The 20,845-nt window shown below is 47.3% G+C and carries 22 protein-coding genes and 1 other annotated feature (1 of these 23 only partly in view); of the genes, 21 read left to right on the forward strand and 1 reads right to left on the reverse strand.

Annotated elements, in window-relative coordinates; all coding sequences use genetic code 11:
* Positions 1 to 168 precede the first annotated feature (168 nt).
* Positions 169 to 711: a YceD family protein gene (locus Q9M42_RS00540; RefSeq protein WP_322524591.1), complete on the forward strand. Its 543-nt coding sequence runs from the start codon at positions 169 to 171 to the stop codon at positions 709 to 711.
* Positions 712 to 765: 54 nt separating this feature from the next.
* Positions 766 to 939 carry a 50S ribosomal protein L32 gene (gene rpmF / locus Q9M42_RS00545; protein ID WP_322524592.1) on the forward strand — a complete coding sequence of 58 codons (174 nt, stop codon included), beginning with the start codon at positions 766 to 768 and terminating at the stop codon, positions 937 to 939.
* Positions 940 to 1,003: 64 nt separating this feature from the next.
* On the opposite strand, the gene Q9M42_RS00550 is transcribed toward rpmF, so the two are convergent.
* Complete coding sequence (locus tag Q9M42_RS00550; RefSeq protein WP_322524593.1) at positions 1,004 to 1,522, reverse strand: N-acetyltransferase; 519 nt, start codon at positions 1,520 to 1,522, stop codon at positions 1,004 to 1,006.
* A gap of 222 nt (positions 1,523 to 1,744) precedes the next feature.
* On the opposite strand from Q9M42_RS00550, the gene Q9M42_RS00555 reads away from it, so the two are divergent.
* The 19 genes from Q9M42_RS00555 to Q9M42_RS00645 all read left to right on the forward strand — a co-directional run bounded on the left by Q9M42_RS00555 (position 1,745) and on the right by Q9M42_RS00645 (position 20,727).
* Positions 1,745 to 2,128, forward strand: a complete 384-nt coding sequence (locus Q9M42_RS00555; RefSeq protein WP_322525238.1) for a DUF3397 domain-containing protein — start codon at positions 1,745 to 1,747, stop codon at positions 2,126 to 2,128.
* Between the two features lie 33 nt (positions 2,129 to 2,161).
* Positions 2,162 to 3,784: a bacillithiol biosynthesis cysteine-adding enzyme BshC gene (gene bshC, locus Q9M42_RS00560; RefSeq protein ID WP_322524594.1), complete on the forward strand. Its 1,623-nt coding sequence runs from the start codon at positions 2,162 to 2,164 to the stop codon at positions 3,782 to 3,784.
* A 149-nt stretch (positions 3,785 to 3,933) separates the two neighbouring features.
* A complete protein-coding gene (gene mraZ / locus Q9M42_RS00565) occupies positions 3,934 to 4,365 on the forward strand; it encodes a division/cell wall cluster transcriptional repressor MraZ (RefSeq protein WP_322524595.1) in 432 nt (143 codons plus the stop codon).
* A 36-nt stretch (positions 4,366 to 4,401) separates the two neighbouring features.
* Positions 4,402 to 5,361, forward strand: coding sequence for a 16S rRNA (cytosine(1402)-N(4))-methyltransferase RsmH (rsmH, locus tag Q9M42_RS00570; RefSeq protein ID WP_322524596.1), 960 nt, complete (start codon positions 4,402 to 4,404; stop codon positions 5,359 to 5,361).
* Positions 5,361 to 5,729, forward strand: a complete 369-nt coding sequence (ftsL, locus tag Q9M42_RS00575) for a cell division protein FtsL (protein WP_322524597.1) — start codon at positions 5,361 to 5,363, stop codon at positions 5,727 to 5,729. The genes rsmH and ftsL overlap by 1 nt, the downstream gene beginning before the upstream one ends.
* Before the next feature lie 106 nt (positions 5,730 to 5,835).
* Positions 5,836 to 8,124, forward strand: a complete 2,289-nt coding sequence (locus Q9M42_RS00580; protein WP_322524598.1) for a penicillin-binding protein — start codon at positions 5,836 to 5,838, stop codon at positions 8,122 to 8,124.
* Between the two features lie 176 nt (positions 8,125 to 8,300).
* Complete coding sequence (locus Q9M42_RS00585) at positions 8,301 to 9,770, forward strand: UDP-N-acetylmuramoyl-L-alanyl-D-glutamate--2,6-diaminopimelate ligase (RefSeq protein ID WP_322524599.1); 1,470 nt, start codon at positions 8,301 to 8,303, stop codon at positions 9,768 to 9,770.
* A gap of 27 nt (positions 9,771 to 9,797) precedes the next feature.
* The gene (gene mraY / locus Q9M42_RS00590; RefSeq protein ID WP_322524600.1) at positions 9,798 to 10,769 is read left to right on the forward strand and encodes a phospho-N-acetylmuramoyl-pentapeptide-transferase; all 972 of its coding nucleotides are present in this window, start codon (positions 9,798 to 9,800) and stop codon (positions 10,767 to 10,769) included.
* A complete protein-coding gene (gene murD / locus Q9M42_RS00595; RefSeq protein ID WP_322524601.1) occupies positions 10,769 to 12,124 on the forward strand; it encodes a UDP-N-acetylmuramoyl-L-alanine--D-glutamate ligase in 1,356 nt (451 codons plus the stop codon). Before mraY ends, murD begins: the two co-directional genes overlap by 1 nt.
* Before the next feature lie 166 nt (positions 12,125 to 12,290).
* Complete coding sequence (gene murB / locus Q9M42_RS00600; protein WP_322524602.1) at positions 12,291 to 13,211, forward strand: UDP-N-acetylmuramate dehydrogenase; 921 nt, start codon at positions 12,291 to 12,293, stop codon at positions 13,209 to 13,211.
* Positions 13,212 to 13,240: 29 nt separating this feature from the next.
* On the forward strand, positions 13,241 to 14,140 hold the full coding sequence (locus Q9M42_RS00605; RefSeq protein ID WP_322524603.1) for a cell division protein FtsQ/DivIB: 900 nt from the start codon (positions 13,241 to 13,243) through the stop codon (positions 14,138 to 14,140).
* A gap of 211 nt (positions 14,141 to 14,351) precedes the next feature.
* Positions 14,352 to 15,680, forward strand: coding sequence for a cell division protein FtsA (gene ftsA, locus Q9M42_RS00610; RefSeq protein WP_322524604.1), 1,329 nt, complete (start codon positions 14,352 to 14,354; stop codon positions 15,678 to 15,680).
* Between the two features lie 38 nt (positions 15,681 to 15,718).
* Positions 15,719 to 16,894, forward strand: coding sequence for a cell division protein FtsZ (gene ftsZ, locus Q9M42_RS00615; protein ID WP_322524605.1), 1,176 nt, complete (start codon positions 15,719 to 15,721; stop codon positions 16,892 to 16,894).
* 119 nt (positions 16,895 to 17,013) lie between these two features.
* Positions 17,014 to 17,823, forward strand: a complete 810-nt coding sequence (pgeF, locus tag Q9M42_RS00620) for a peptidoglycan editing factor PgeF (RefSeq protein WP_322524606.1) — start codon at positions 17,014 to 17,016, stop codon at positions 17,821 to 17,823.
* Between the two features lie 19 nt (positions 17,824 to 17,842).
* Positions 17,843 to 18,520, forward strand: a complete 678-nt coding sequence (locus tag Q9M42_RS00625) for a YggS family pyridoxal phosphate-dependent enzyme (protein ID WP_322524607.1) — start codon at positions 17,843 to 17,845, stop codon at positions 18,518 to 18,520.
* Between the two features lie 60 nt (positions 18,521 to 18,580).
* The gene (locus Q9M42_RS00630; protein WP_322524608.1) at positions 18,581 to 19,009 is read left to right on the forward strand and encodes a cell division protein SepF; all 429 of its coding nucleotides are present in this window, start codon (positions 18,581 to 18,583) and stop codon (positions 19,007 to 19,009) included.
* A gap of 18 nt (positions 19,010 to 19,027) precedes the next feature.
* On the forward strand, positions 19,028 to 19,300 hold the full coding sequence (locus Q9M42_RS00635; RefSeq protein ID WP_322524609.1) for a YggT family protein: 273 nt from the start codon (positions 19,028 to 19,030) through the stop codon (positions 19,298 to 19,300).
* A 16-nt stretch (positions 19,301 to 19,316) separates the two neighbouring features.
* A complete protein-coding gene (locus Q9M42_RS00640; RefSeq protein ID WP_322524610.1) occupies positions 19,317 to 20,105 on the forward strand; it encodes an RNA-binding protein in 789 nt (262 codons plus the stop codon).
* Positions 20,106 to 20,214: 109 nt separating this feature from the next.
* A complete protein-coding gene (locus Q9M42_RS00645; RefSeq protein WP_322524611.1) occupies positions 20,215 to 20,727 on the forward strand; it encodes a DivIVA domain-containing protein in 513 nt (170 codons plus the stop codon).
* Positions 20,728 to 20,764: 37 nt separating this feature from the next.
* Positions 20,765 to 20,845 (forward strand) — a binding site (T-box leader); it runs 151 nt beyond the window's last position.

Below are 20,845 nucleotides of genomic sequence, written 5' to 3' on the forward strand. Positions count from 1 at the left end.
ATAAGTCCGCCTTTCAAGTAGGGTATTTCGGGAGATATCGCTTTTCACGTTTCTTTATTCATGATACGATGTTTTTCGAGAGTTCAAAAGGGTTTACTGTAAAGAAAAAATGTTGACAAAGAACGTTACGATGGATATAATTACTCTTGTTGTCTGGAGGTGGATCCGATGAAGTGGGGTATCCAGCAGTTACTTTCAAAGAAGCACGAACAGGCGTTTAACATCGAAGGTGACGCAGATGTTTCAGAGATGATTGAACGCGATAAAGAGTTACGGGATATCAGTGCCGTGCATGTGCAGGGCGAAGGGACAATCGTTGAAGAAACCTTTCATGTACACCTGCGGTTAACAGGAACAATGATACTTCCATGTGCGCGCACGCTCGCGGACGTCCATCATCCGTTTGATGTGGAAATGTTTGAAGCATTTCGGCTGGACGGAATGCCGGCGGACGAAGAAAACGTTAATGAACACGAGCCAGAAGATGGTTTTGTCGATCTTCTCCCATATATTAAAGAAAACATTTTCCTTGAAATGCCGTTCAGAGTCTTCGCGAAAGAGGGGGACGGTGAGCCGCTTGCTCCTCAGAGTGGAGACGACTGGCGGGTAATCTCGGAGGATGAATTAATAAAGGAACGGGAGCAGGAAGCTCCTAAAGTTGATCCGAGAATGGCTGATTTATCGAAGTATTTCGATAAAGGCTCCAGCTGATCCAAAATCATTCACTGGTTGAAATAATCTTTATCTTATAAGGAGGTGGGAATCATGGCAGTACCTTTTAGACGTACTTCTAAGACCCGTAAACGTATGCGCAGAGCTCATCATAAAGTAGCAGTACCAGGTATGGTAGAATGTGAACAATGTGGAGAGCAGAAACTATCTCACCGCGTGTGCAGAAATTGCGGTTCTTACAAAGGTGAAACAGTTGTAGAAAAGTAATAAAAAAAGCAGGGAGCCGGAAACGGCGCCCTGCTTTTTTATATAAGGACTGGAAAATCGGATATTACGAGTCGCTATCGGAAAGAGGTGGTTCGGCAGTTAATTCTTCTGCTTTTTGCGGCTGTACCCCTTTTGGATACCATACGTATGGATTTTCACCACGGTCTCTGACCGGGTTGTATTCTGCGGGTTCAAAGCCCATTTTCAGCCAGAAATCATCCGAACGCTGACGTGCGTTTGTTTTCACCGGCAGTTCAAAGCTTTTTGCATAGTTGACAAGCTCCTCACCAAAACCGCGTCCCCGGTAAGGCTCGAGTACTTCGAGCTTCCAAAGCTCAAGATAGTCCTGGGGAGGATCAAAGAAGCGGTCGTATTTGCCGGTGATTGTATATAAACACATGCGTGCCACGAGCCGGTCTCCGAAATAAATGCCGTAAAATGGAGAACGGCTGTCGTTTTCCATAATGTTTTCTTCGAGCTCTTCCTGCATGGAAAGCTCCTGAGCGCCAACTTCTTTGAAGTTTTGAAATTCTTCTAATGTCTTGTAGTTTATGAGTAATGGTACAACTTCTATTCCGCTCATGCGATTGGCCTCCTTCACTAATAACTTCCAACTTCATTATACACGAAAACGTTTTAAATCGAAAAGTGAAAAGTCGGTGTCCCTGATCGTTCAATGCTACTAGTCCGGAGAGTAGAGATATGCTAAAATGCTTGAGACATCTAAAATTCATCAATAATATTGGTGTTTAATATGATAAAGTTAAGAAAATACGAGCAAACTGGATGAGGGAAAGTGACAAATATGCTACAGCAGATATATGGATGGTTAATGGAAGCAGCTCTGGCCTTTCCGCCGGCTTTTTGGTACATAGCCTATCTGGTCACGGCAAAATTAACGAAAAGAAAAACATACGCCTTCCGGGCTGCCTGTGATTCCACTACATTGTTGTTCATCGCTTCGGTGCACAGATGGTCAAGTGATCTGTGGAACGAATCCTACCTGTGGGTTATATATTTAGTGATTCTGGCCAGTGCCATAGTGATCTCCATCATTCATTATCATTCCCGGGAGGAGCTGGAATTTTTTCGGGTGCTTAAGGGCATATGGAGATGCAGCTTTTTTATATTTACGGCAGGGTATGTCCTGTTAGCCGGATACTGGTTGTATCTGCAGTTTATGGCATAGAACGGAGCAAGGCATAAAGGATGGTAGTTTGATATGAAAGTGCTGTACGGTCAACCAACAGAAAACAATCATTTTTTGCATGACTATCAAAGAGGAGAACCCAGTGCCAGACAGCTCTTTCATTACGCTGGAAATACACAGGGGGTGCAGGACCGGCTTCGTTATTTAGACGACCGGTCTTTTGAACGCCAGCGTTTAAAGCAGCTTCTGCAGAACTATAATGACAGCCTGCAATACGGGGGGAGGGCGGTTACAGCCCTCGAAAAACTTGAAAACGAAGAAACCGTCATTGTAGTCGGCGGCCAGCAGGCGGGTATGCTTACCGGTCCGTCTATGGTTATATCCAAGGCTGTATCGGTAATCAAGCTTGCAGAGCATGAGCAAAAGAGGCTGGGGCGCCCTGTGCTTCCTTTGTTTTGGATCGCGGGCGAGGACCATGACTGGGAGGAAGTAAACCATGTTAATTTCCCGGGCGAAGGACATCTCAGTAAAACGAGATTTGAGGGCAACTTTCTGCCGAACGTACCTGTCTCAGAACAGCCATTTAATCCAGAGGAAGCGGAAGCATTTGTGGAAGAAGCCTTTTCAAAGCTCCGGGAGACTCCGCTGACAAATGAATTAAGAAACGAAGTGAATGTACTGGTGCATAGTTCAGCATCCTGGTCCCAGTTTTTCGCAGAAATGATGCGCTGGCTGTTTAAAGATACGGATCTCATCATGATGGACCCGCAGCAGCCGAAATGGAGAGAATTGGGAGCCCCGTTGCTTAAAAGCCTGCTCTCTGTACCGGAAAAAATAAAAGAAGCTGTTTACCAGGGTTCAGCTGAAAGAGCGGCAGCGGGCTACGGGGAGGTCAAAGGCATTAATTTTGACAGCGGCCACCTGTTTTATCATATAAATCATGTGCGGCACCTGCTTGAATATAAAGGTGGGATCTGGCGAAGCCGGAGATCGGGAGAAACAATGAAAACGGGGGAATTACTGGAAGAAGCAGTACACGCCCCCTTTCGTTTCAGTACTGATGTAGTGACCCGGCCGCTGATGCAGGAGCAGATGCTTCCAGTTCTTCATTTCGTAGCAGGCCCGGGAGAATTGCAGTACTGGTCCCTTTTGAAGCCTTTGTTTGAAACAATGGGCCTGCGGGTGCCAATTGTGCAAAAACGCATGGAAATACATTATGCCACCCGGCAGGTACAGCAGGCCGCTGAAAAAGAACACCTTCCCTTTAGGGAGCTGCTTAATTTACCGGTACTCGAACAAAAGCTTCAGGAGGTGAAACATGCTGCCCTTGAAGTGGACGGAAAAGCCAAAGCGGCACAGGTAATGGAAAAAATGAAAGAAGCGCATGCCGCTCTTGCCGACGAATGGATTCGGCAGTTCCCTTCACAGGAAAGTTTTGCAGAAGAAAACTGGCGGAGGATTGAAAAAGAAGTCCGTTATCTTGGCGACCGGCTGGATGCGGAACAGGAGCGTACCGTGCAGGTTCATTTGCGGCGGCTCGAATTGATTATCGGTCAGCTCTACCCGCGCCGGGAGCCGGCGGAACGGCAGGTGAACATTTTGTTTATGCTGAATGAATTCGGCGGCTGTCTTCCATCACAGGTTACAGCTAAAATAGAATGGAAAAGCGGCCGGCAGAACATTATATTACTGTAGCATCTTCGTGCTGATTTATACGATATCCGGCTGAAAGCTTCCCGAAATAGCGGGAAGTTTTTTTGTCAAAAAAATTTTCCGGAAAAAGTGGTACAAAGTGGGGGAATGTGGTAACTTAAATGTATGGAGTGGTGAAAGGTTGGGTCCATATGTTTATGGGAGAATATCAACATAATATGGACGACAAAGGAAGAATTATTATACCATCCCGTTTTCGGGAGAAGTTGGGAGATTCTTTCGTCGTTACCCGTGGTCTGGATGGATGCTTGTTTGTTTATCCATATGACGAATGGGAGCGAATTGAAACCAAATTAAAAGCTTTGCCTTTCACAAAAAAAGATGCAAGGGCATTCACCCGTTTTTTCTTTTCAGGAGCATCCGAATGTGAACTTGATAAGCAGGGACGTTCGATGATTCCTACCACCCTCCGCCAATATGCAGAATTAAAAAAAGAATGTATGATCATCGGGGTAAGCAGCCGAGTAGAAATATGGGATAAACACAAATGGGACGAATATTACACAGAATCAGAAGAAGTATTTCCGGATATTGCAGAGAACATGGCCGATTTGGATTTTTAAAGCAGCATCAAACACGTTTTTGCCGGAGGAATAGAAGTGCCGCCACAATTTGAGCATGAAACCGTATTGAAGAAAGCAGCAGTCCAGGGACTAAACATTCAGCCGCACGGTGTGTATGTTGATTGTACCCTCGGCGGCGGCGGACACAGTGAAGAAATTATGAAACAACTGTCTGCTGAAGGTTTTTTAATCGCCTTTGACCAGGATGAGGAAGCGATTGAGCATGCCCAGCAGCGGCTTTACGCTCATGGAGAAAATTTCAGGATCGTACATAGCAATTTCCAGTTTTTAAAGGAAGAGCTGCTTGAGCTTCAAGCCGGGCAGGTAAACGGGATATTATTCGATCTTGGAGTTTCATCGCCACAGTTTGATCGTCCGGAAAGAGGATTCAGCTACCGCTACAATGCTCCTCTTGATATGAGAATGGACAGGCACCGGCAGGAGCGTACAGCAGCGCACATCGTCAATGAAGCACCGTTTCAGGAAATCTGGCAGATCCTTTCGGAATACGGAGAAGAACGTTTTTCAAAGCAGATTGCCAGAAAAATCGAAAAAGCGCGTGAAGATTACCGTATTGAAACGACGGAAGAATTAGTGGAAATCATCAAAAGTGCAATACCTGCACCGGCCAGGAGAAAAGGCGGTCATCCGGCGAAGCGGACTTTTCAGGCTTTGCGAATTGCTGTAAATAATGAACTTGATGTGTTCAAAGAAGCGCTCGACGATGCGCTGACAATGTTAGCGCCGGGCGGAAGATTGTGCGTAATAACATTTCATTCGTTAGAAGACAGAATTTGTAAAAAGTTATTTAAACAGAAAAGTTCTCCACCTCCGCTTCCGAAGGGACTCCCGGTCGTGCCCGATGAAGCAGAACCAGATTTTAACCTGGTGACAAAGAAACCGATCCTGCCATCAGAAGATGAACTGACGCAAAATCCAAGGGCGGCTTCCGCGAAGCTTCGAATCATCGAAAAACGCGAGGAGGGGAAACAATAATGGAGAATTTGGCACAGCAGATTAAACGCCAGCAGGAAGACAAACAAATAGTACATAAAAAAGTCCAGTACCATGTTCGTGGTGGTATTACAAAGGGTGAAAAACTGATTATGACGGCTGTCATAATAGGGATTTTAATCGCATCCTTTTTCATCGTTTCAAACTTTGCTACGATACACGCCCAGGACCAGCAAATTGACCAGACTGCAACGCAGGTCCAGGAGCAGCAGCAGGTGAATCAAAACCTTGAGCTGCAGGTGGCTGAACTTAGTTCACCGGAGCGTATCATGGACTACGCAAAAAATGAACTGGATATGGAAATGAAAGACGAAAATATTCAAGTCGTAAACGGAACAGAACAGAACTGATGCAGAAGGGAGGGGAATCCGTGGAAACGCGGTAGTACTGCTCCCTTCTTGCAAGTTAACCTACGCCCCGTTACATGTAAAAACTCAGGTGGTGAACGTTCTCAGCATGAAGAAATTGAAAAGTACGAAAATGCGGGCGCTTTTGTTGGTTATTGCTGTAGCTGTTTTTTTCCTCGTTTTTACCGGCCGTATGGTGTATATCCAGGTGGGGAAATCAGTAGAGGGCAATGATCTTGCAAGTATGGCAGATTCAAGGTATACGTCGACCGAAACCGTTGAGGCAAAACGGGGCACTATTTATGACAAGCAGGGAGAGCCGCTGGCGGAACAGGTGCCCTCCTATTCTGTGTATGCTGTCCTTGATGAATCCTACGATGACCATGTGAAAAACCCGGGCAGAGTAGCAAAAGAGCTTGGGCCGCTGATCGGAATGGAAGCGGCAGAACTCGAGGACATGCTCGAACGTGACCAGTACCAGGTAGAGCTTGGTTCCGGCAGCAAATATTTAACATTGTCTGAAAGAGAAGAAATCGAACAGCTTGATCTGGCAGGCGTCCATTTTCGAGAGGAACCGAGCCGCTATTACCCGAACCAGACGTTTGCAAGCCATGTGCTTGGCTACACGAACCGGGACATGTCAGAAGCCCAGATGGGACTCGAAGCCGGCTTGAATGAAGAGCTGACCGGCGAGGATGGCACCAGGACGGAATCAGAGGAAAATGCTCTTCTCGAAGAAGATGAGACGACCACAAACACAGCCAAGGACGGCGAGGATGTTCACTTAACGCTTGATGGCAATATTCAAAGTGTACTCGAGCAGTCGATGTCCGAGGTTGAGGAAAACTACAGCCCAAATAAAATGACGGGCATCGTGGCTGATGCGGACAGTGGCGAGATTCTCGGTATGAGCAACCGGCCGAGCTTTAATCCAAACGAATACGAACAAATTGAAAATTACACAAACTATGCAGTCTCCGACCAGTTTGAGCCCGGGTCCACGATTAAGATGTTTACTCTCGCAGCTGCAATCGATGAAGGGGTTTACGAAGGGAAGGAAACCTATGAATCCGGCACATACGAAGTCTCCGGGGAAACGATGCGGGATCACAACAACGGAGAAGGCTGGGGAGAAATTACGTACAATGAAGGCCTCCGTCGTTCTTCAAACGTAGCATTCATGAGAATTGCGCTTGAAATTCTGCCGGAGGGTGCTCTTTTTGATTACCTGGAGGACTTCGGTTTCGGGCAGGAAACAGGTATTGATCTCCCGAATGAAGCGGATGGGGCGTTAGCAGAAGAAACCCCTTTAAATGAAGGGATTACTGCCTTTGGTCAGGCGTCAACGGTTACCCCGATTCAAATGATTCAGGGAGCCACTGCTATCGCTAATGATGGCAAAATGATGCAGCCTTATGTGATTGACCATATTGAGAATCCGAATAATAATGAAACAACTTATCAATCCGAACCAAAGGAAGCTGGAACACCGATCAGTAAAAGTGCGGCCCAGGAGACAAGAAATAAGCTGCAAACAGTCGTTGACGGGGAGAATGGCACAGGGGCCCCTTATCAAATTGACGGAGTTGATGTTGCTGGAAAAACGGGGACTGCTCAAATTCCCGATCCTGAAGGAGGAGGTTATCTGAGCGGGGAGAATCAAAATGTTTTCTCCTTCATCGGAATGGCGCCGGCGGACGATCCGGAAGTTATTGTCTACGTCATTGTTGACCGTCCGGATCTTGAAGCGACAGAAACAGGCTCAGATGCCGTGAGCGCTATTTTTAACCCGGTAATGCAACAAAGTCTTTCGTATATGAATTTAGAACCGTCGGACGTCGAAAATACGGAAGCCTATGAAGAGTCAGGCATTGAGTTTGAAGACTATACCGGGAAATCAGTAAATAAAGCTGAAAACGCCGCTAAGAATGCGGGGCTAGAGCCAGTGATAATTGGCAGCGGCAAGCAGGTGGAAAGTCAGGTTCCTACGAACACGGAACGGCTGATCGTAGGTGAAAAAGTAATCTTCCTTACAAATGGACAAAAAAGTATTCCTGATGTCAGCGGATGGTCCCTGCGGGAAATCCAGCGGCTCGAGGCGCTGCTTGAAATTGATATAGACACCAGCGGCTCCGGCTATGTGAGCTCCCAGTCGGTAGAGCCCGGCACGGCTGCAAATGCCGCCGGCAATATGGAAGTCGAGCTGGTGGCTCCGGACGAATTGCAGGAAGCTCAGACAGAGCAGGAGGAAACGGAAGAAAATAGCGCGGAAAATGAAAATGGGGAAGCGTCTCCGGAAGAGGCCGAAACAGAGGAATCTGAAGCCCAGGAAAATGAAACCCAGGAAAGCTCTGGCGAAGAGCAGCAAGAAGAAGGTGAAGCACCGGTAGAAAATTAATGACGATTGTCCCATGACATGTTTTATCGTTCGCATTAGAATGAGTGAGGTGTACGCAGAGAATGAACATAGTTCTCTGCGTGCATGTTCATTAAAAGACAGCCGGGAAGGACGAAACACATTTTTTTCTATAATTAGTGGTAAACACTTGCTCCGGATAGAAAAGAGGCACGGAAATGAAATATATTACAGACATCATTCCAAGTATAATGGTGCGGCTTGAGCGCGAAGACAAAGAAATAGAAAGCTTACATATGGATTCCAGGGGAGTGACCCCAAATGGTCTGTTTTTTTGTATTGAAGGAACCCAGGTAGACGGCCATGATTTTGCCGCCGATGCAGTAAGCAACGGAGCGGCGGCTGTGATAGCCGAACGGCACGTGGACGTTGAAGTCCCTGTGTGGATCGTGAAGGATACGCAGAAGGTAATGGCTTACGCAGCGGATCATTTCTACGAACATCCCACAAAGGATGTTCGCGTAATCGGTATTACCGGTACAAATGGTAAAACCACCACCAGCCATTTAGTTGAATCTATCCTGAACGAAGAGCAGACAAAGACAGGCTTAATCGGCACTATGTATGCAAAAATCGGAAATGAATCCGTAAAGACCAATAACACCACGCCTGAATCCCTGGATCTGCAGCAGCTGTTTGCGGATATGCGGGACAAAGAAGTGAAAAGCTGTGTGATGGAGGTTTCGTCTCACGCCCTGCAGATGGGGCGCGTACGGGGTGTCCAGTTCCGTACAGCAGTCTTTACAAACCTTTCACAGGATCATCTGGACTATCATGGATCGATGGAAAGCTACAGGAACGCTAAAAGCCTGCTGTTTTCCCAGCTGGGCAACAGCTTTGCAGGAGAACTGGGCACTGCGGTTATAAACGGAGACGACGAAGCCTCCGATTACTTTCAGGCCGTAACGACAGCTCCGGTACTCACTTATGGGATCAGTGACCATAACGATATCTATGCCGAAAACATAAAAACCACCGGCGGTAAAACATCGTTTACGCTGAATACCCCTTGGGGAAGCACGGTGGTGGAATATCCGCTGCTTGGAAGGTTCAATGTCTACAATGCGCTCGCAGCCATTACTGCCTGCATTGCGGAAAACGTTTCCGTCACAAGCATCGTTGACGGCCTAAAAAATGCTCCGGTCGTAAGCGGCAGATTTGAAGCTGTAGAAGCAGGGCAGAAAAGCACCATTGTCGTTGATTATGCCCACACTCCAGGCGGGTTGGAAAATGTAGCTCAAACAGCCTTTGATATGACAGAAGGACGTCTCTATACCGTGATAGGATGCGGCGGAGACAGAGACAAAGAAAAAAGGCCAAAAATGGCAGCTGCAGCAGAAAAATTCAGTGATCTGGTGATTCTCACCTCTGACAATCCGCGCTCGGAAGACCCGGTTAAAATATTGGAGCAGATGGAAACAGGGTTTACTGGTGCAAAATACGAAATCATTGAGGACCGCCGGAAGGCGATCGAGCGTGCCGTATTCCTTGCAGAGGCCGGGGACACAGTGCTTGTTGCAGGCAAAGGCCACGAGACGTACCAGGTAATAGGGGATCAAACGTTGGAATTCGATGACCGAGAAGTGGCAAAAGAGGCGGTCAGAAAAAAAAATAATAAACAGGCTTAGTGTTTCATACTGAAAGGAGCTCCCTTGATGGGTTTTGCAGCTTTAATAGTAACGATAGTTTCATTTATTCTATGTGCGGTTTCAGCACCGGTTCTTATTCCAGCCTTGAAACGGCTGAAATTCGGCCAGAGTATCCGGGAAACGGGACCGGAATCGCATCAGAAAAAAGACGGTACGCCAACAATGGGAGGCGTAATGATTATTGCCGGCCTTTTGATTACTGCTCTCATCGTACTGCCGCTTTTTGTTGGCTACACAACGGAAATATGGCTGCTCCTGCTTGTAACAGTAGGCTTTGGAATACTTGGGTTTTTGGATGATTTCATTAAAATTGTCATGAAACGAAATCTCGGTCTTACGAGTATCCAAAAGCTGGTGGGCCAGATCGTTATTGCATTTATCTTTTTTATTGTTTTGTATAATGGGACGTTTGACACGAGTGTAGCTGTGCCGGGAACAGAATGGTCACTCGAATTCGGATGGGCATATTTCTTTCTTATCATTGTTATGCTCGTCGGTGCTTCCAATGCGGTGAATTTGACGGATGGTCTGGATGGACTGCTCGCCGGTACGGGAACAATGGCGTTTGCCGCTTATGCCCTGGTCGCTTTTTCGCTCGGGTATATGGACATCGGGCTGTTTGCCTTTGCAGTGGTGGGCAGTCTGCTCGGCTTTTTAATCTTCAATAAATATCCGGCAAAGATTTTCATGGGAGATACCGGCTCCCTGGCGCTCGGGGGCGCAATTGCTGCTGTAGCTATTTTAACGAAAACCGAACTGACGTTGATTGTGATCGGCCTCGTATTTGTTCTGGAGACGCTGAGCGTCATTATTCAGGTGATTTCTTACAAATTAAGAGGGAAAAAAGTATTTAAAATGAGCCCGGTTCATCACCATTTTGAACTATCAGGCTGGTCGGAGTGGCAGGTCGTTACTGCTTTTTGGGTGGTAGGTGCCGCCGCCGGACTGTCCGGGGTCGCATTAGAGGTGTTTTTATAATGGATCGCTTAGAAGAATATAAGGGAAAAAAAGTGCTTATCATAGGTTTGGCTAAAAGTGGATTAGCGGCAGCGAAGCTGATGCACCGCTCTGGAGCGGAGGTGACCGTGAATGACGGAAAGGAAGCGGAAGAAGGAGACACAAAGATTCAGGAGCTTGAGGATCTCGGCATTCGGCTGATTACAGGAAGCCATCCGGCCTCCTTGCTCGAAGAATCGTTTTCGGTCATTGTAAAAAATCCGGGTATTCCCTACCACCACCCTTTTATCGAAAAAGCCCTGGAAAAACAATTTAATATTATTACGGAGATTGAGCTTGCCGCAGAACTGTGTGAAGGGACGATGATGGCTATTACCGGCTCGAACGGTAAAACCACTACTACCTCATTGATCCAGGCCATTTTCAAAAATGACCACAGAGAAGCCGCTGTGGCTGGTAATATTGGGAACGTGGCATGTGAAGTAGCTCCTCAGATTAAAAAAGACCAGATCATGGTTACAGAGGTTTCGAGCTTTCAATTGAAAGGGACACGCCAGTTCCGCCCGAAGGTTGGGGTGCTGTTAAACCTTTTCGATGCCCATCTGGATTACCATGGCTCGCGGAATGACTACGAGCACTCAAAAGCAAAGCTCTTTCAAAACATGAACGCAGAAGATACAGCAGTCTACAATTATGATCAAAAAGAGGTAAAACGAATTGCTGAAAGCTCAGGCGCCGCACTTGTGCCATTTTCCACAGAGACTGTCTGTGAAAACGGCGCCTATATTAAAGAAGGTATGTTTTATTATAAAACAGAGCCGGTGATGGCTGTCGAGCGTGCCTCTCTTCCCGGAGCACATAACAAGGAAAATATGCTAGCAGCAATTGCTGCAGCTAAAGTACTTGGTGCATCCAACAAAGCCATCGATTTGGCATTATCCGATTTCCACGGCATCGAACACCGGCTTCAATTCAGCGGGATTGTGAACGGGCGCAAAATTTACAACGATTCAAAAGCGACAAACATGCTTTCCACCCAAAAGGCGATCGAAGCTTTCGAAGAGCCGGTGGTGCTTTTGGCCGGAGGGCTTGACCGTGGAAACACCTTCGATGATTTGATTGAGTCTTTTCGGAAAATCAAAGCCATCGTTGCCTACGGCGAGACCCGGGACAAACTGGCGGCATCTGCTCAGGAAGCAGGGGTGAATGAAATCCATCGCACAGAATTTTTGGCGGATGCTGTAGACAAAGGCTTCCAGCTTTCTGAAAGCGGGGATGTGCTGCTGCTCTCTCCTGCCTGTGCGAGCTGGGATCAGTTCCGGACGTTTGAAGAACGGGGACGGACGTTTATGGAATATGTAGAAAAGTATAAATGATATGGGGCGCATTTTTGCTCCACTCCTGAAGCTACCTTTAATAGGTGGTTTCAGGAATGGATCGAATGATGCATTCTTTAAAGAGAGAGTACACAAAAACAAACAAAAAATGTAATGGAATCCAGGGAGTCTGAAATAAAAAAATGAATAAACAGGAGGGGATCGTATGGGACAAGAGGCGGAATCAGCATGGAAGTTCGAAGACTTTGGCAAAGTACTGAAAGATGAACCACTGGCGAAGCATACGACTTGGAAAATTGGCGGGCCGGCGGACTGGCTAATTGAGCCGACAAGCGTGGAAGAACTGGAAAACGCCATGAAATGGATTCAGGAAGAAAATCTTCCATGGCGCGCTATCGGCCGTGGATCAAATCTGCTGGTGGATGATGAGGGGATTGAAGGCGTAGTAATAAAATTTGGCACGAAGCTTGCCAATATGGAAAACGATAACGGTATAGTCACGGTGGAAGCGGGCTATCCATTAGTCCGGCTCGCTACGATTTTAAGCCGGGACGGATACGGAGGCATGGAGTTTGCCGGGGGCATTCCTGGGAGTGTCGGCGGTGCAGTATTTATGAATGCAGGCGCCCACGGCTCTGACATGTCAAAGGTATTGGTAGAAGCGTTAATTTTATTTCCGGATGGAACAATGGAGTGGATTCCTAACGAAGAAATGGGATTTGCCTACCGTACCTCCAGGCTCCAGTCGGATAAAGGCATCTGTGTTGCTGCCAGGCTCAAGCTTGAGCAGGGGGAAAAAGACGTCATTTTTAAAGAAATGCAGGAATACAAAGAGTACAGAAGAGAGACGCAGCCGTGGGCTCATCCCTGTGCCGGTAGTGTGTTCCGGAACCCTCTGCCTGACCATGCCGGTGAGCTTATAGAAAACCTCGGGTTAAAAGGTCACGTGATCGGCGGTGCGCAGATATCAGAGCTTCATGCAAACTTTATTGTTAACACAGGGGAAGCCAAAGCATCTGATGTGCTGGCATTAATTGAAAAAGCTCGTTCCTCCGTGAAAGAAGCTTATGGCATTGAGCTTGAGACCGAAGTGGAAATTGTAAACAAAAGATCAGCCGACAGCTGATAAGTGGGGAAACAGAGGAGGACTGCGGTGTGAGAAAGCCAAATGATGGCAAACTGGTCTCGCTCGAAGAGCATCACCCCAGTTTAAAGGAGCAGCGCCGACAAAAATCGCGGCGCCGGCTGTTTATCTATCTGGCTGTATTTTTTGTATTAATTGGACTGGTTATTTATTTTCAATCTCCGTTAAGTCATATCCGCAGTATTGAAACGAGCGGAGCCCAATTCACAGAAAAACAGGTTGTTAAAGAAGAAAGCGGGGCCCAGGTCGGAACAAATATCTGGGAAATGGACAGAAACGTGATTAAGAATAATGTAGAGAAGCTGCCAGAAATTCAAGAAGCAGAGGTGACGAGATCCTGGCCGGCGACGGTAAACATTGAGGTTACTGAGTATGAAAAAGTTGCTTATACGCAGGTTGAAGGCGCTTATGCCCCGGTGCTTGAAAACGGTCACGAGCTTACAGATAACGTAAGCAGCGAACTTCCGGCAGATGCGCCGCTTCTGCAGAATTTTGAGAAAGAAGAAAGACTTGAAGCGTTCGCAGCGGAACTTGGTAAATTAGGTGAAGGGGTGACCAACCGGATTTCAGAAGTATATTTCGATCCTTCTGAAAATGAGGAGGATAATATCACTCTTTACATGAACGACGGTCTTGAGGTCCGCAGTTCTGTTTCTGAATTCTCGGAGTATATGGGCTCGTACCCATCCATTGCAAGAAATATTGATGCCAGCCAAAACGGGGTGCTTTATATGATGAGGGCTCCGTATTTTGAAGCAGCAGAGCCGGAGGAAGGATCTGGGGAAGAAATGGAAGGCACGCAGGAAATGCCGGAGGAAAGCTTCATTGAAGGAAATGATACTCCTGAAGGGACAGAAAACGGAACTTCTGACACAGAAGAAAACGATAGTGCCAATGGAGCTGGACAATAAAAGAATGAATATTGTTTGAAAATTGCCTTTTCCATTGAAGATAGTTGTTGTAGACTGAAAAGAAGGCGTATTTTTCTTAACCTGAACAAAAATACTGCCGCATATTATTAATGGAAGCGCAATCGGAAAAATTCTGGTGCGTATGGAAATATAAAGGACAAAATAGCTGTAAAATCGAAACGAAAATAGATCTATAAGGGGGTGCCCAACCTTGAACAGTGAAAATTTGTATGTCAGTCTTGATGTCGGCACATCGTCTGTCCGAGCGATTATCGGAGATATGAGCGGTGGTGCCTTAAAAATTATCGGAGTCGGCCGGGCGCCGTCTATCGGCATGAGAAAAGGTGCGATCGTCGATATCGATGAAACGGTGAAAGCGATCAAAGAGGCCGTAGACCAGGCGGAACGAATGGTTGATTTAGAAGTAAAGCAGGTCATTGTAGGAATTAATGGTAATCAGGTGGAAATGCGGGCGTGTAATGGAATAGTGGCCGTATCAAGCACTGATCGTGAAATTCAGGATGAGGATGTAGAGAGAGTAATCGATGCGGCACATGTGATGAGTATTCCGCCAGACAGAGAAATTATTGATATTATTCCAGCCCAGTTTATTGTAGACGGTATGGATGGAATTAAAGATCCGCGCGGCATGCTCGGTACCCGTCTGGAGATGGAAGGCACTATTATTACAGGAGCCAAAACCGCTTTACATAACCTACTACGCTGTGTGGAGCGAGCAGGACTGGAAATTGCAGACATTGTCCTTCAGCCGTTGGCTTCAGGGAGTGTAGCTGTTTCAAAGGACGAGCGATCTCTTGGAGTAGCCTTAATTGATATTGGCGGCGGCTCGACGACGGTCTCTGTATTCCAGGAAGGCCAGCTGCAGACAATGTCCTTTCTTCCAATTGGCGGCAGCCATATATCAAACGATATTTCTGTCGGAATCAGAACGACCGCCGAAGAAGCAGAGCGCCTGAAGCTTGAGCATGGTCATGCCTTTATTGATGATGCTTCTGATGATTTGTCATTTTCCATTCAGACGCTTGGAAATAATGATCAGAAAAAATTCACGCAGCTTGAACTGGCAGAAATTATTGAACCGAGAATGGAAGAGATTCTTACATTAGTGCAGCAGGAAATCAACCGCATGGGTTATCATGATCTTCCGGGCGGGTATGTATTAACCGGAGGAGCGGTCATGATGCCGGGAACGCTCGAGCTTGCCCAGGACATTTGGAAGCAGCATGTCCGTCTTGCGATGCCGGACTACATTGGCGTACGTGAACCTACGTATACAGCCAGTATCGGTTTGATTGAATTTGCATATAAAAGCATGAAGGTTCATAGTGGAGAGGAGTCCGTTGTAGCAGCGGGACGCTCTGAGAAGTATGCAGAATCAGACCGCCCGGCTTCAGCAGGAGAAGCTAATTACCGCAATGGTTCAAACACGCGCCAGCAAAACCGGACGAAGGAAAAAGATCCGGAGGAGCCTGGATTTAAAGAGCGGATGCGAAGCGTATTTAAATCTTTCTTTGAATAAGTAACGAAGGATAAAACGACTATATAGGAGGACCACATATGTTGGAATTTGAAATGGATATGGACCAGCTAGCCCAGATTAAAGTCATCGGTGTCGGCGGTGGCGGTTCGAACGCTGTGAATCGTATGATTGAGAACGGTTTACAGGGAGTAGAATTTATTGCGGTAAACACAGACGCCCAGGCACTGAAATTATCAGAAGCAGAAACAAAGCTTCAATTAGGCGGAAAGCTGACAAGAGGCCTGGGGGCTGGAGCGAACCCGGAAATTGGTAAAAAAGCTGCAGAAGAAAGCAAAGAGCAGCTCGAAGAAGCTCTGACCGGTGCCGATATGGTATTTATTACAGCCGGTATGGGCGGCGGCACAGGCACAGGTGCAGCTCCCGTTATTGCTGAAGTAGCCAAAGAAATTGGAGCACTGACCGTAGGTGTCGTTACGCGCCCATTTACATTTGAAGGTAAAAAGCGTGCGGTGCAGTCCTCCAACGGGATTTCTTCTTTAAAGGAAAAAGTGGATACGCTGATTGTTATTCCAAACGACCGTCTGCTTGAAATTGTGGATAAAAGTACGCCGATGCTTGAAGCATTCCGTGAAGCGGATAATGTTCTTCGCCAGGGCGTCCAGGGCATTAGTGACCTGATCGCGGTACCGGGACTTATTAACCTCGACTTTGCCGACGTAAAAACGATCATGAGCGAAAAAGGTTCTGCGTTGATGGGTATTGGCATATCCACCGGAGAAAATCGTGCTGTGGAAGCGGCGAAAAAAGCGATATCAAGTCCGCTTCTTGAAACGTCCGTGGAGGGCGCTCAGGGCGTACTGATGAACATTACCGGCGGTTCCAACCTGAGCCTGTTTGAAGTGCACGAAGCAGCTGAGATTGTATCTGAAGCGTCGGACACGGATGTTAATATGATCTTTGGCTCAGTTATTAACGAGAACCTGAAGGACGAAATCGTAGTTACGGTAATTGCTACAGGGTTTCAGGATAGTGAAGATCAGCGGAGTGCGCAGGGATCGCGAGGCGGAGGCCGCCAGACTGTTTCCCGTCAGCAGCCGACAAGACAGCAGGCGCCGCAGCAGCCACAGCAGTCTGCGCCTCAGCAGGATTGGAAGGAAGAGCCTGTATCTGAAAACGAATCGTCCAGAGATGGACAGGAAGAAGATGAAGGACTCGATATTCCAACGTTCCTGCGCAACCGGCGCCGTCGTTAAGCGCGTGCAGGTGATAGAAGAAAAAAGCGGGCCGGATACGGCCCGCTTTTCTTCGCTAAGGCTGATGTAATCTATATGAAGCCCCATAATTGATCAATAAGCAGAAAGGTCGTGATGGCATGCAAACTGAGCCGTTTCACCTTCTAACAAACGGCATTCTCGAGCTGGAAATGAACAGCAAAGCAGCTGCCGCCGGCTTTACCACAAGATTAAACGGTTCGGGAAAGCCCCCCTACGAAAGCCGTAACACAGCTTTTCATGTAGGAGAGGACAGTAATATAACGATAAATAACCGTATGGTCACTGCCGAACATATCGGGCGGCCCCTTTCTACCTGGACTGCTGAAGAACAGGTGCACGGCAGCCGTATCGTAGAGGTCGGCCGCAGTGACGCCGGCAAAGGAAGTGAGCGGAGGGAAACCTCTGTGGCAGAAGCTGACGGCATGATTACTCAGTCGAAGGAAGTAACGCTTGTCAGTTTTTATGCTGACTGCGTTCCTCTGTTCTTTTATGCAGAAAGCTCCGGGGTTGTAGGGCTTGCCCACGCAGGATGGAAAGGAACTGCAGCCAGTATCGGAGCTGGAATGGTCCGGGCTTTTGCAGATAAAGGGATCCCGCCTGAACAAATATATACGGCCATTGGGCCGGCTATATCCGGAGCTAATTATGAAGTGGATGAAACAGTTCTCTCAGCGCTTAAGGATCAACAGAATTTTTCCAGCGGGGAGCCGTGGGTCCAAAAGGCAAGCGGGCGGTACGCGCTTGATTTAAAAACAGCTAACAAACTGCTGCTTGAACAGGCTGGCCTGCCGCCTGAACGTATTGCTGTCAGCGATTACTGTACTTATGCTGAAGAAAAACTGTTTTTCTCCCACCGGCGTGAAAACGGGAAAACTGGACGAATGATGAGTTATATCTATATTATATAGACAGGGAGGATGCTGCACTTTGAACACGGTGGAATCCAACTGGAAAGTGATAAAGCACAACATCAGCCTCGCCTGTGAAGCATCCGGCCGGGACCCGGAGGATGTAACATGCATTGCTGTTACAAAGTACGTGTCTCCGGAGCGGGCGGTAGAGGCAGTAGAAGCCGGAATAACCAATTTGGGGGAAAACCGTGTGGAAGGAGCTCTTGAAAAATACGAAGCTGTTTCCGGACGGGCGAACATTCATTTTATCGGCACCCTGCAGTCGAAAAAAGCGAAAAAGATTATCGGCAAATGTGCATACATTCATTCGCTGGACCGCTGGAGCCTGGCAGAGGAAATCAATAAACGTTCCGGGGAAACAGTCACCGAATGCTTTGTACAGGTGAATGCCTCCGGAGAAGAGAGTAAAGCAGGGCTTGGGCTTCAGGAAGTGGAACCGTTCATCGAATCACTGGTGAAACTTCCCGGCCTTCGGATCGTAGGATTAATGACCCTCGCTCCATTTGAAGAGGACGCTGAAAACACCCGGCCGGTTTTTCGTCAGATGAATGAGATGCGCAGGCGTATCCAGGAAAAAAACTGGGCGCATGCTCCCTGCGATTATTTGTCCATGGGAATGTCCAACGATTATATGGTAGCTGTTGAAGAAGGCGCTACTCATATTCGTCTCGGTACTTCGCTTGTAGGTGAATAAAAGAATCCGGCGTTAAGTAACAAAACAGCTGGTATCTTTGTGTAAAAAGGAGAGGAGAAGATGAGTTTGCGTTCGAAGTTCCGGCGTTTTTTTGAGATGGACGACGATGTGGTCGAACAGGAGGTTCCTCTTTCTGAAGAAGAACAATATGCCCAGTATGAAAACAGGCAGGGGGCAGCGCCGAGCAACGTGGTGAGCCTGCAGAGTGTACAGAAGTCCTCGAAGGTGATGCTTCTGGAGCCGCGCAGCTACGAAGAAGTGCAGGATATCGCCGATCACCTGTGCAGCCGGAAAGCAGTGATCATTAATTTGCAGCGGGTGCCGAGAGAGCAGGGACGGCGTATCGTTGATTTTTTAAGCGGCACTGTATATGCCATCGGCGGGGACATTCAGAAGGTTGGCAGCCAGATCTTTTTCTGCGCCCCCGATAATGTGGATATTTCGGGAGCTATTACAGATATCATGTCCGAACGGGACGAACATTATTAGAAGGAAAGGAGAGGGATTATGCAGCTTATAGGTTCTTTGCTGATTAGTTTAATCAGTATTTACCGGATTGTGTTAATAGTATATATTTTCATGTCCTGGTTCCCAAATGCGAGAGAAACTACGATCGGCCAGTTTATCGGTTCGATCTGTGAACCATATTTGGAGCCGTTCCGCCGTTTTATTCCGCCGCTCGGCCCGCTTGATATTTCGCCGATTGTGGCAATCATCGTACTCTTTTTTGCAGAATCCGGCATCCGGGCGCTGTTTTTCAATGCCGGGGCGTTGTTTTAATTGAGGTGAATACAACATGAATATGCTCGAACACTTCAGGCCGGAAGAAAGAGCCTGGGTGGAACAGGCGTCAGACTGGAAAGAAGCAGTCGAAACAAACTTCGAAAGACGGCTGACCGATTTTCTAGATCCGCGGGAGCGGGATATTTTAGCGTCAGTTATCGGAAAAGATGAAACTGTCCATTATGCTTTTGCCGGGGGAAACGATGATGCTGAGCGAAAGCGGGCGCTGATTTATCCATTTTACGAACAGCCGGAGCAGGAGGATTTTCAACTGATATTGTTTGAAATATCCTATCCGCAGAAATTCGCTTCTCTTGAACATAAGGATGTTCTCGGGGCCCTGATGGGCATCGGATTAAAACGGGAGAAGTTCGGTGATATTCTGGAAGGGGAGGGGTGCTTTCAATTCGTGGCGGCTGCCGAAGTCCGCAGCTATATTGAGCTGAACCTTCCAAAAATCGCCAACGTTTCCGTAACGCCGGTGGAAAAACCGTTTTCCGCTATGCTGCCGATAGAAGAGCAGTGGGTGGAACGCGAAACGACGGTTTCTTCGCTTCGGCTTGATACATTTATGGCAGAAGCATACCGGCTTTCAAGAAGCAAAACACTCCCATTCATAGAAAAAGCAAAGGTGCGCGTGAACTGGAAAAAGGTCGACCAGTCCTCCTATATGCTGCGTCCAGGGGATTATGTTTCGGTACGCGGGCTTGGCCGCTCCAAATTGATGGAGGTGCTCGGACGCACGAAAAAAGATAAGCAGCGGATTGTGTACGGAATTAAAGAGCAGAAAAGAAAAAAATAACCTTTTTTCTGTTGAAGGAAGGAACTGCCTTTTTCGCCGCGAATGCAGTAAAAGGCAGCAGGCTTTCGGGCCGGTATACATACTTGAATTGTAGAAAGGGTGAAGGACTTTGCCTTTAACACCACTGGATATTCATAATAAGGAATTCACAAGAGGTTTCCGGGGATACGACGAAGATGAAGTAAACGATTTTTTAAAGCAGCTCATTAAGGATTTTGAAGATGTGATTCGTGAACGTGACGAGCTGTATGACCGTACAAAAGAGCTTGAAGACCGGATTAATCATTTCTCGAGCATTGAAGAAACGCTGAACAAATCAATTTATGTAGCCCAGGAATCGGCAGAAGAAGTGCGGAAAAATGCAGAGAAGGAAGGGCAGCTGACGGTGAAGGAAGCGGAGAAAAATGCGGATCGGATTATCAACGATGCCCTGAACAAATCCCGCCGGATTGAGCTTGAAATTGAAGAGTTGAAAAAGCAGGCTTCAGTTTACCAGACCAAATTTAAAATGCTGCTCGAAGCCCAGATGGAAATGCTTCATTCGGATGAATGGCTGAATCTTTCCGAGGAAGAACCGGCGGAGGCGGACGTTTATACAGGCGACGGCGAACGTCTTGACTAACACCGGCAACTAGATTATACTTTTGCATTATCATATTCGATAAACGTTGAAGGGGAGCAGGCAGTAATGTACCGGTCTCAGCGATCTGCGGTTGGTGTAAGCGCAGAACCAGGGCATT

This window comes from Marinococcus luteus, assembly GCF_034497705.1.
GTDB lineage: Bacteria > Bacillota > Bacilli > Bacillales > Marinococcaceae > Marinococcus > Marinococcus luteus_A.

What these genes read in the sequence shown, in the direction of transcription:
- ftsZ (WP_322524605.1), top strand. Translation starts at nt 15,719, where the DNA reads ATGTTGGAATTTGAAATGGATATGGACCAGCTAGCCCAGATTAAAGTC.
- Q9M42_RS00640 (WP_322524610.1), top strand. Translation starts at nt 19,317, where the DNA reads ATGAATATGCTCGAACACTTCAGGCCGGAAGAAAGAGCCTGGGTGGAA.
- mraZ (WP_322524595.1), top strand. Translation starts at nt 3,934, where the DNA reads ATGTTTATGGGAGAATATCAACATAATATGGACGACAAAGGAAGAATT.
- ftsL (WP_322524597.1), top strand. Translation starts at nt 5,361, where the DNA reads ATGGAGAATTTGGCACAGCAGATTAAACGCCAGCAGGAAGACAAACAA.
- murD (WP_322524601.1), top strand. Translation starts at nt 10,769, where the DNA reads ATGGATCGCTTAGAAGAATATAAGGGAAAAAAAGTGCTTATCATAGGT.
- bshC (WP_322524594.1), top strand. Translation starts at nt 2,162, where the DNA reads ATGAAAGTGCTGTACGGTCAACCAACAGAAAACAATCATTTTTTGCAT.
- Q9M42_RS00635 (WP_322524609.1), top strand. Translation starts at nt 19,028, where the DNA reads ATGCAGCTTATAGGTTCTTTGCTGATTAGTTTAATCAGTATTTACCGG.
- Q9M42_RS00550 (WP_322524593.1), bottom strand. Translation starts at nt 1,522, where the DNA reads ATGAGCGGAATAGAAGTTGTACCATTACTCATAAACTACAAGACATTA.
- Q9M42_RS00580 (WP_322524598.1), top strand. Translation starts at nt 5,836, where the DNA reads ATGAAGAAATTGAAAAGTACGAAAATGCGGGCGCTTTTGTTGGTTATT.
- Q9M42_RS00630 (WP_322524608.1), top strand. Translation starts at nt 18,581, where the DNA reads ATGAGTTTGCGTTCGAAGTTCCGGCGTTTTTTTGAGATGGACGACGAT.
- Q9M42_RS00555 (WP_322525238.1), top strand. Translation starts at nt 1,745, where the DNA reads ATGCTACAGCAGATATATGGATGGTTAATGGAAGCAGCTCTGGCCTTT.
- Q9M42_RS00540 (WP_322524591.1), top strand. Translation starts at nt 169, where the DNA reads ATGAAGTGGGGTATCCAGCAGTTACTTTCAAAGAAGCACGAACAGGCG.
- rpmF (WP_322524592.1), top strand. Translation starts at nt 766, where the DNA reads ATGGCAGTACCTTTTAGACGTACTTCTAAGACCCGTAAACGTATGCGC.
- Q9M42_RS00585 (WP_322524599.1), top strand. Translation starts at nt 8,301, where the DNA reads ATGAAATATATTACAGACATCATTCCAAGTATAATGGTGCGGCTTGAG.
- murB (WP_322524602.1), top strand. Translation starts at nt 12,291, where the DNA reads ATGGGACAAGAGGCGGAATCAGCATGGAAGTTCGAAGACTTTGGCAAA.
- mraY (WP_322524600.1), top strand. Translation starts at nt 9,798, where the DNA reads ATGGGTTTTGCAGCTTTAATAGTAACGATAGTTTCATTTATTCTATGT.
- pgeF (WP_322524606.1), top strand. Translation starts at nt 17,014, where the DNA reads ATGCAAACTGAGCCGTTTCACCTTCTAACAAACGGCATTCTCGAGCTG.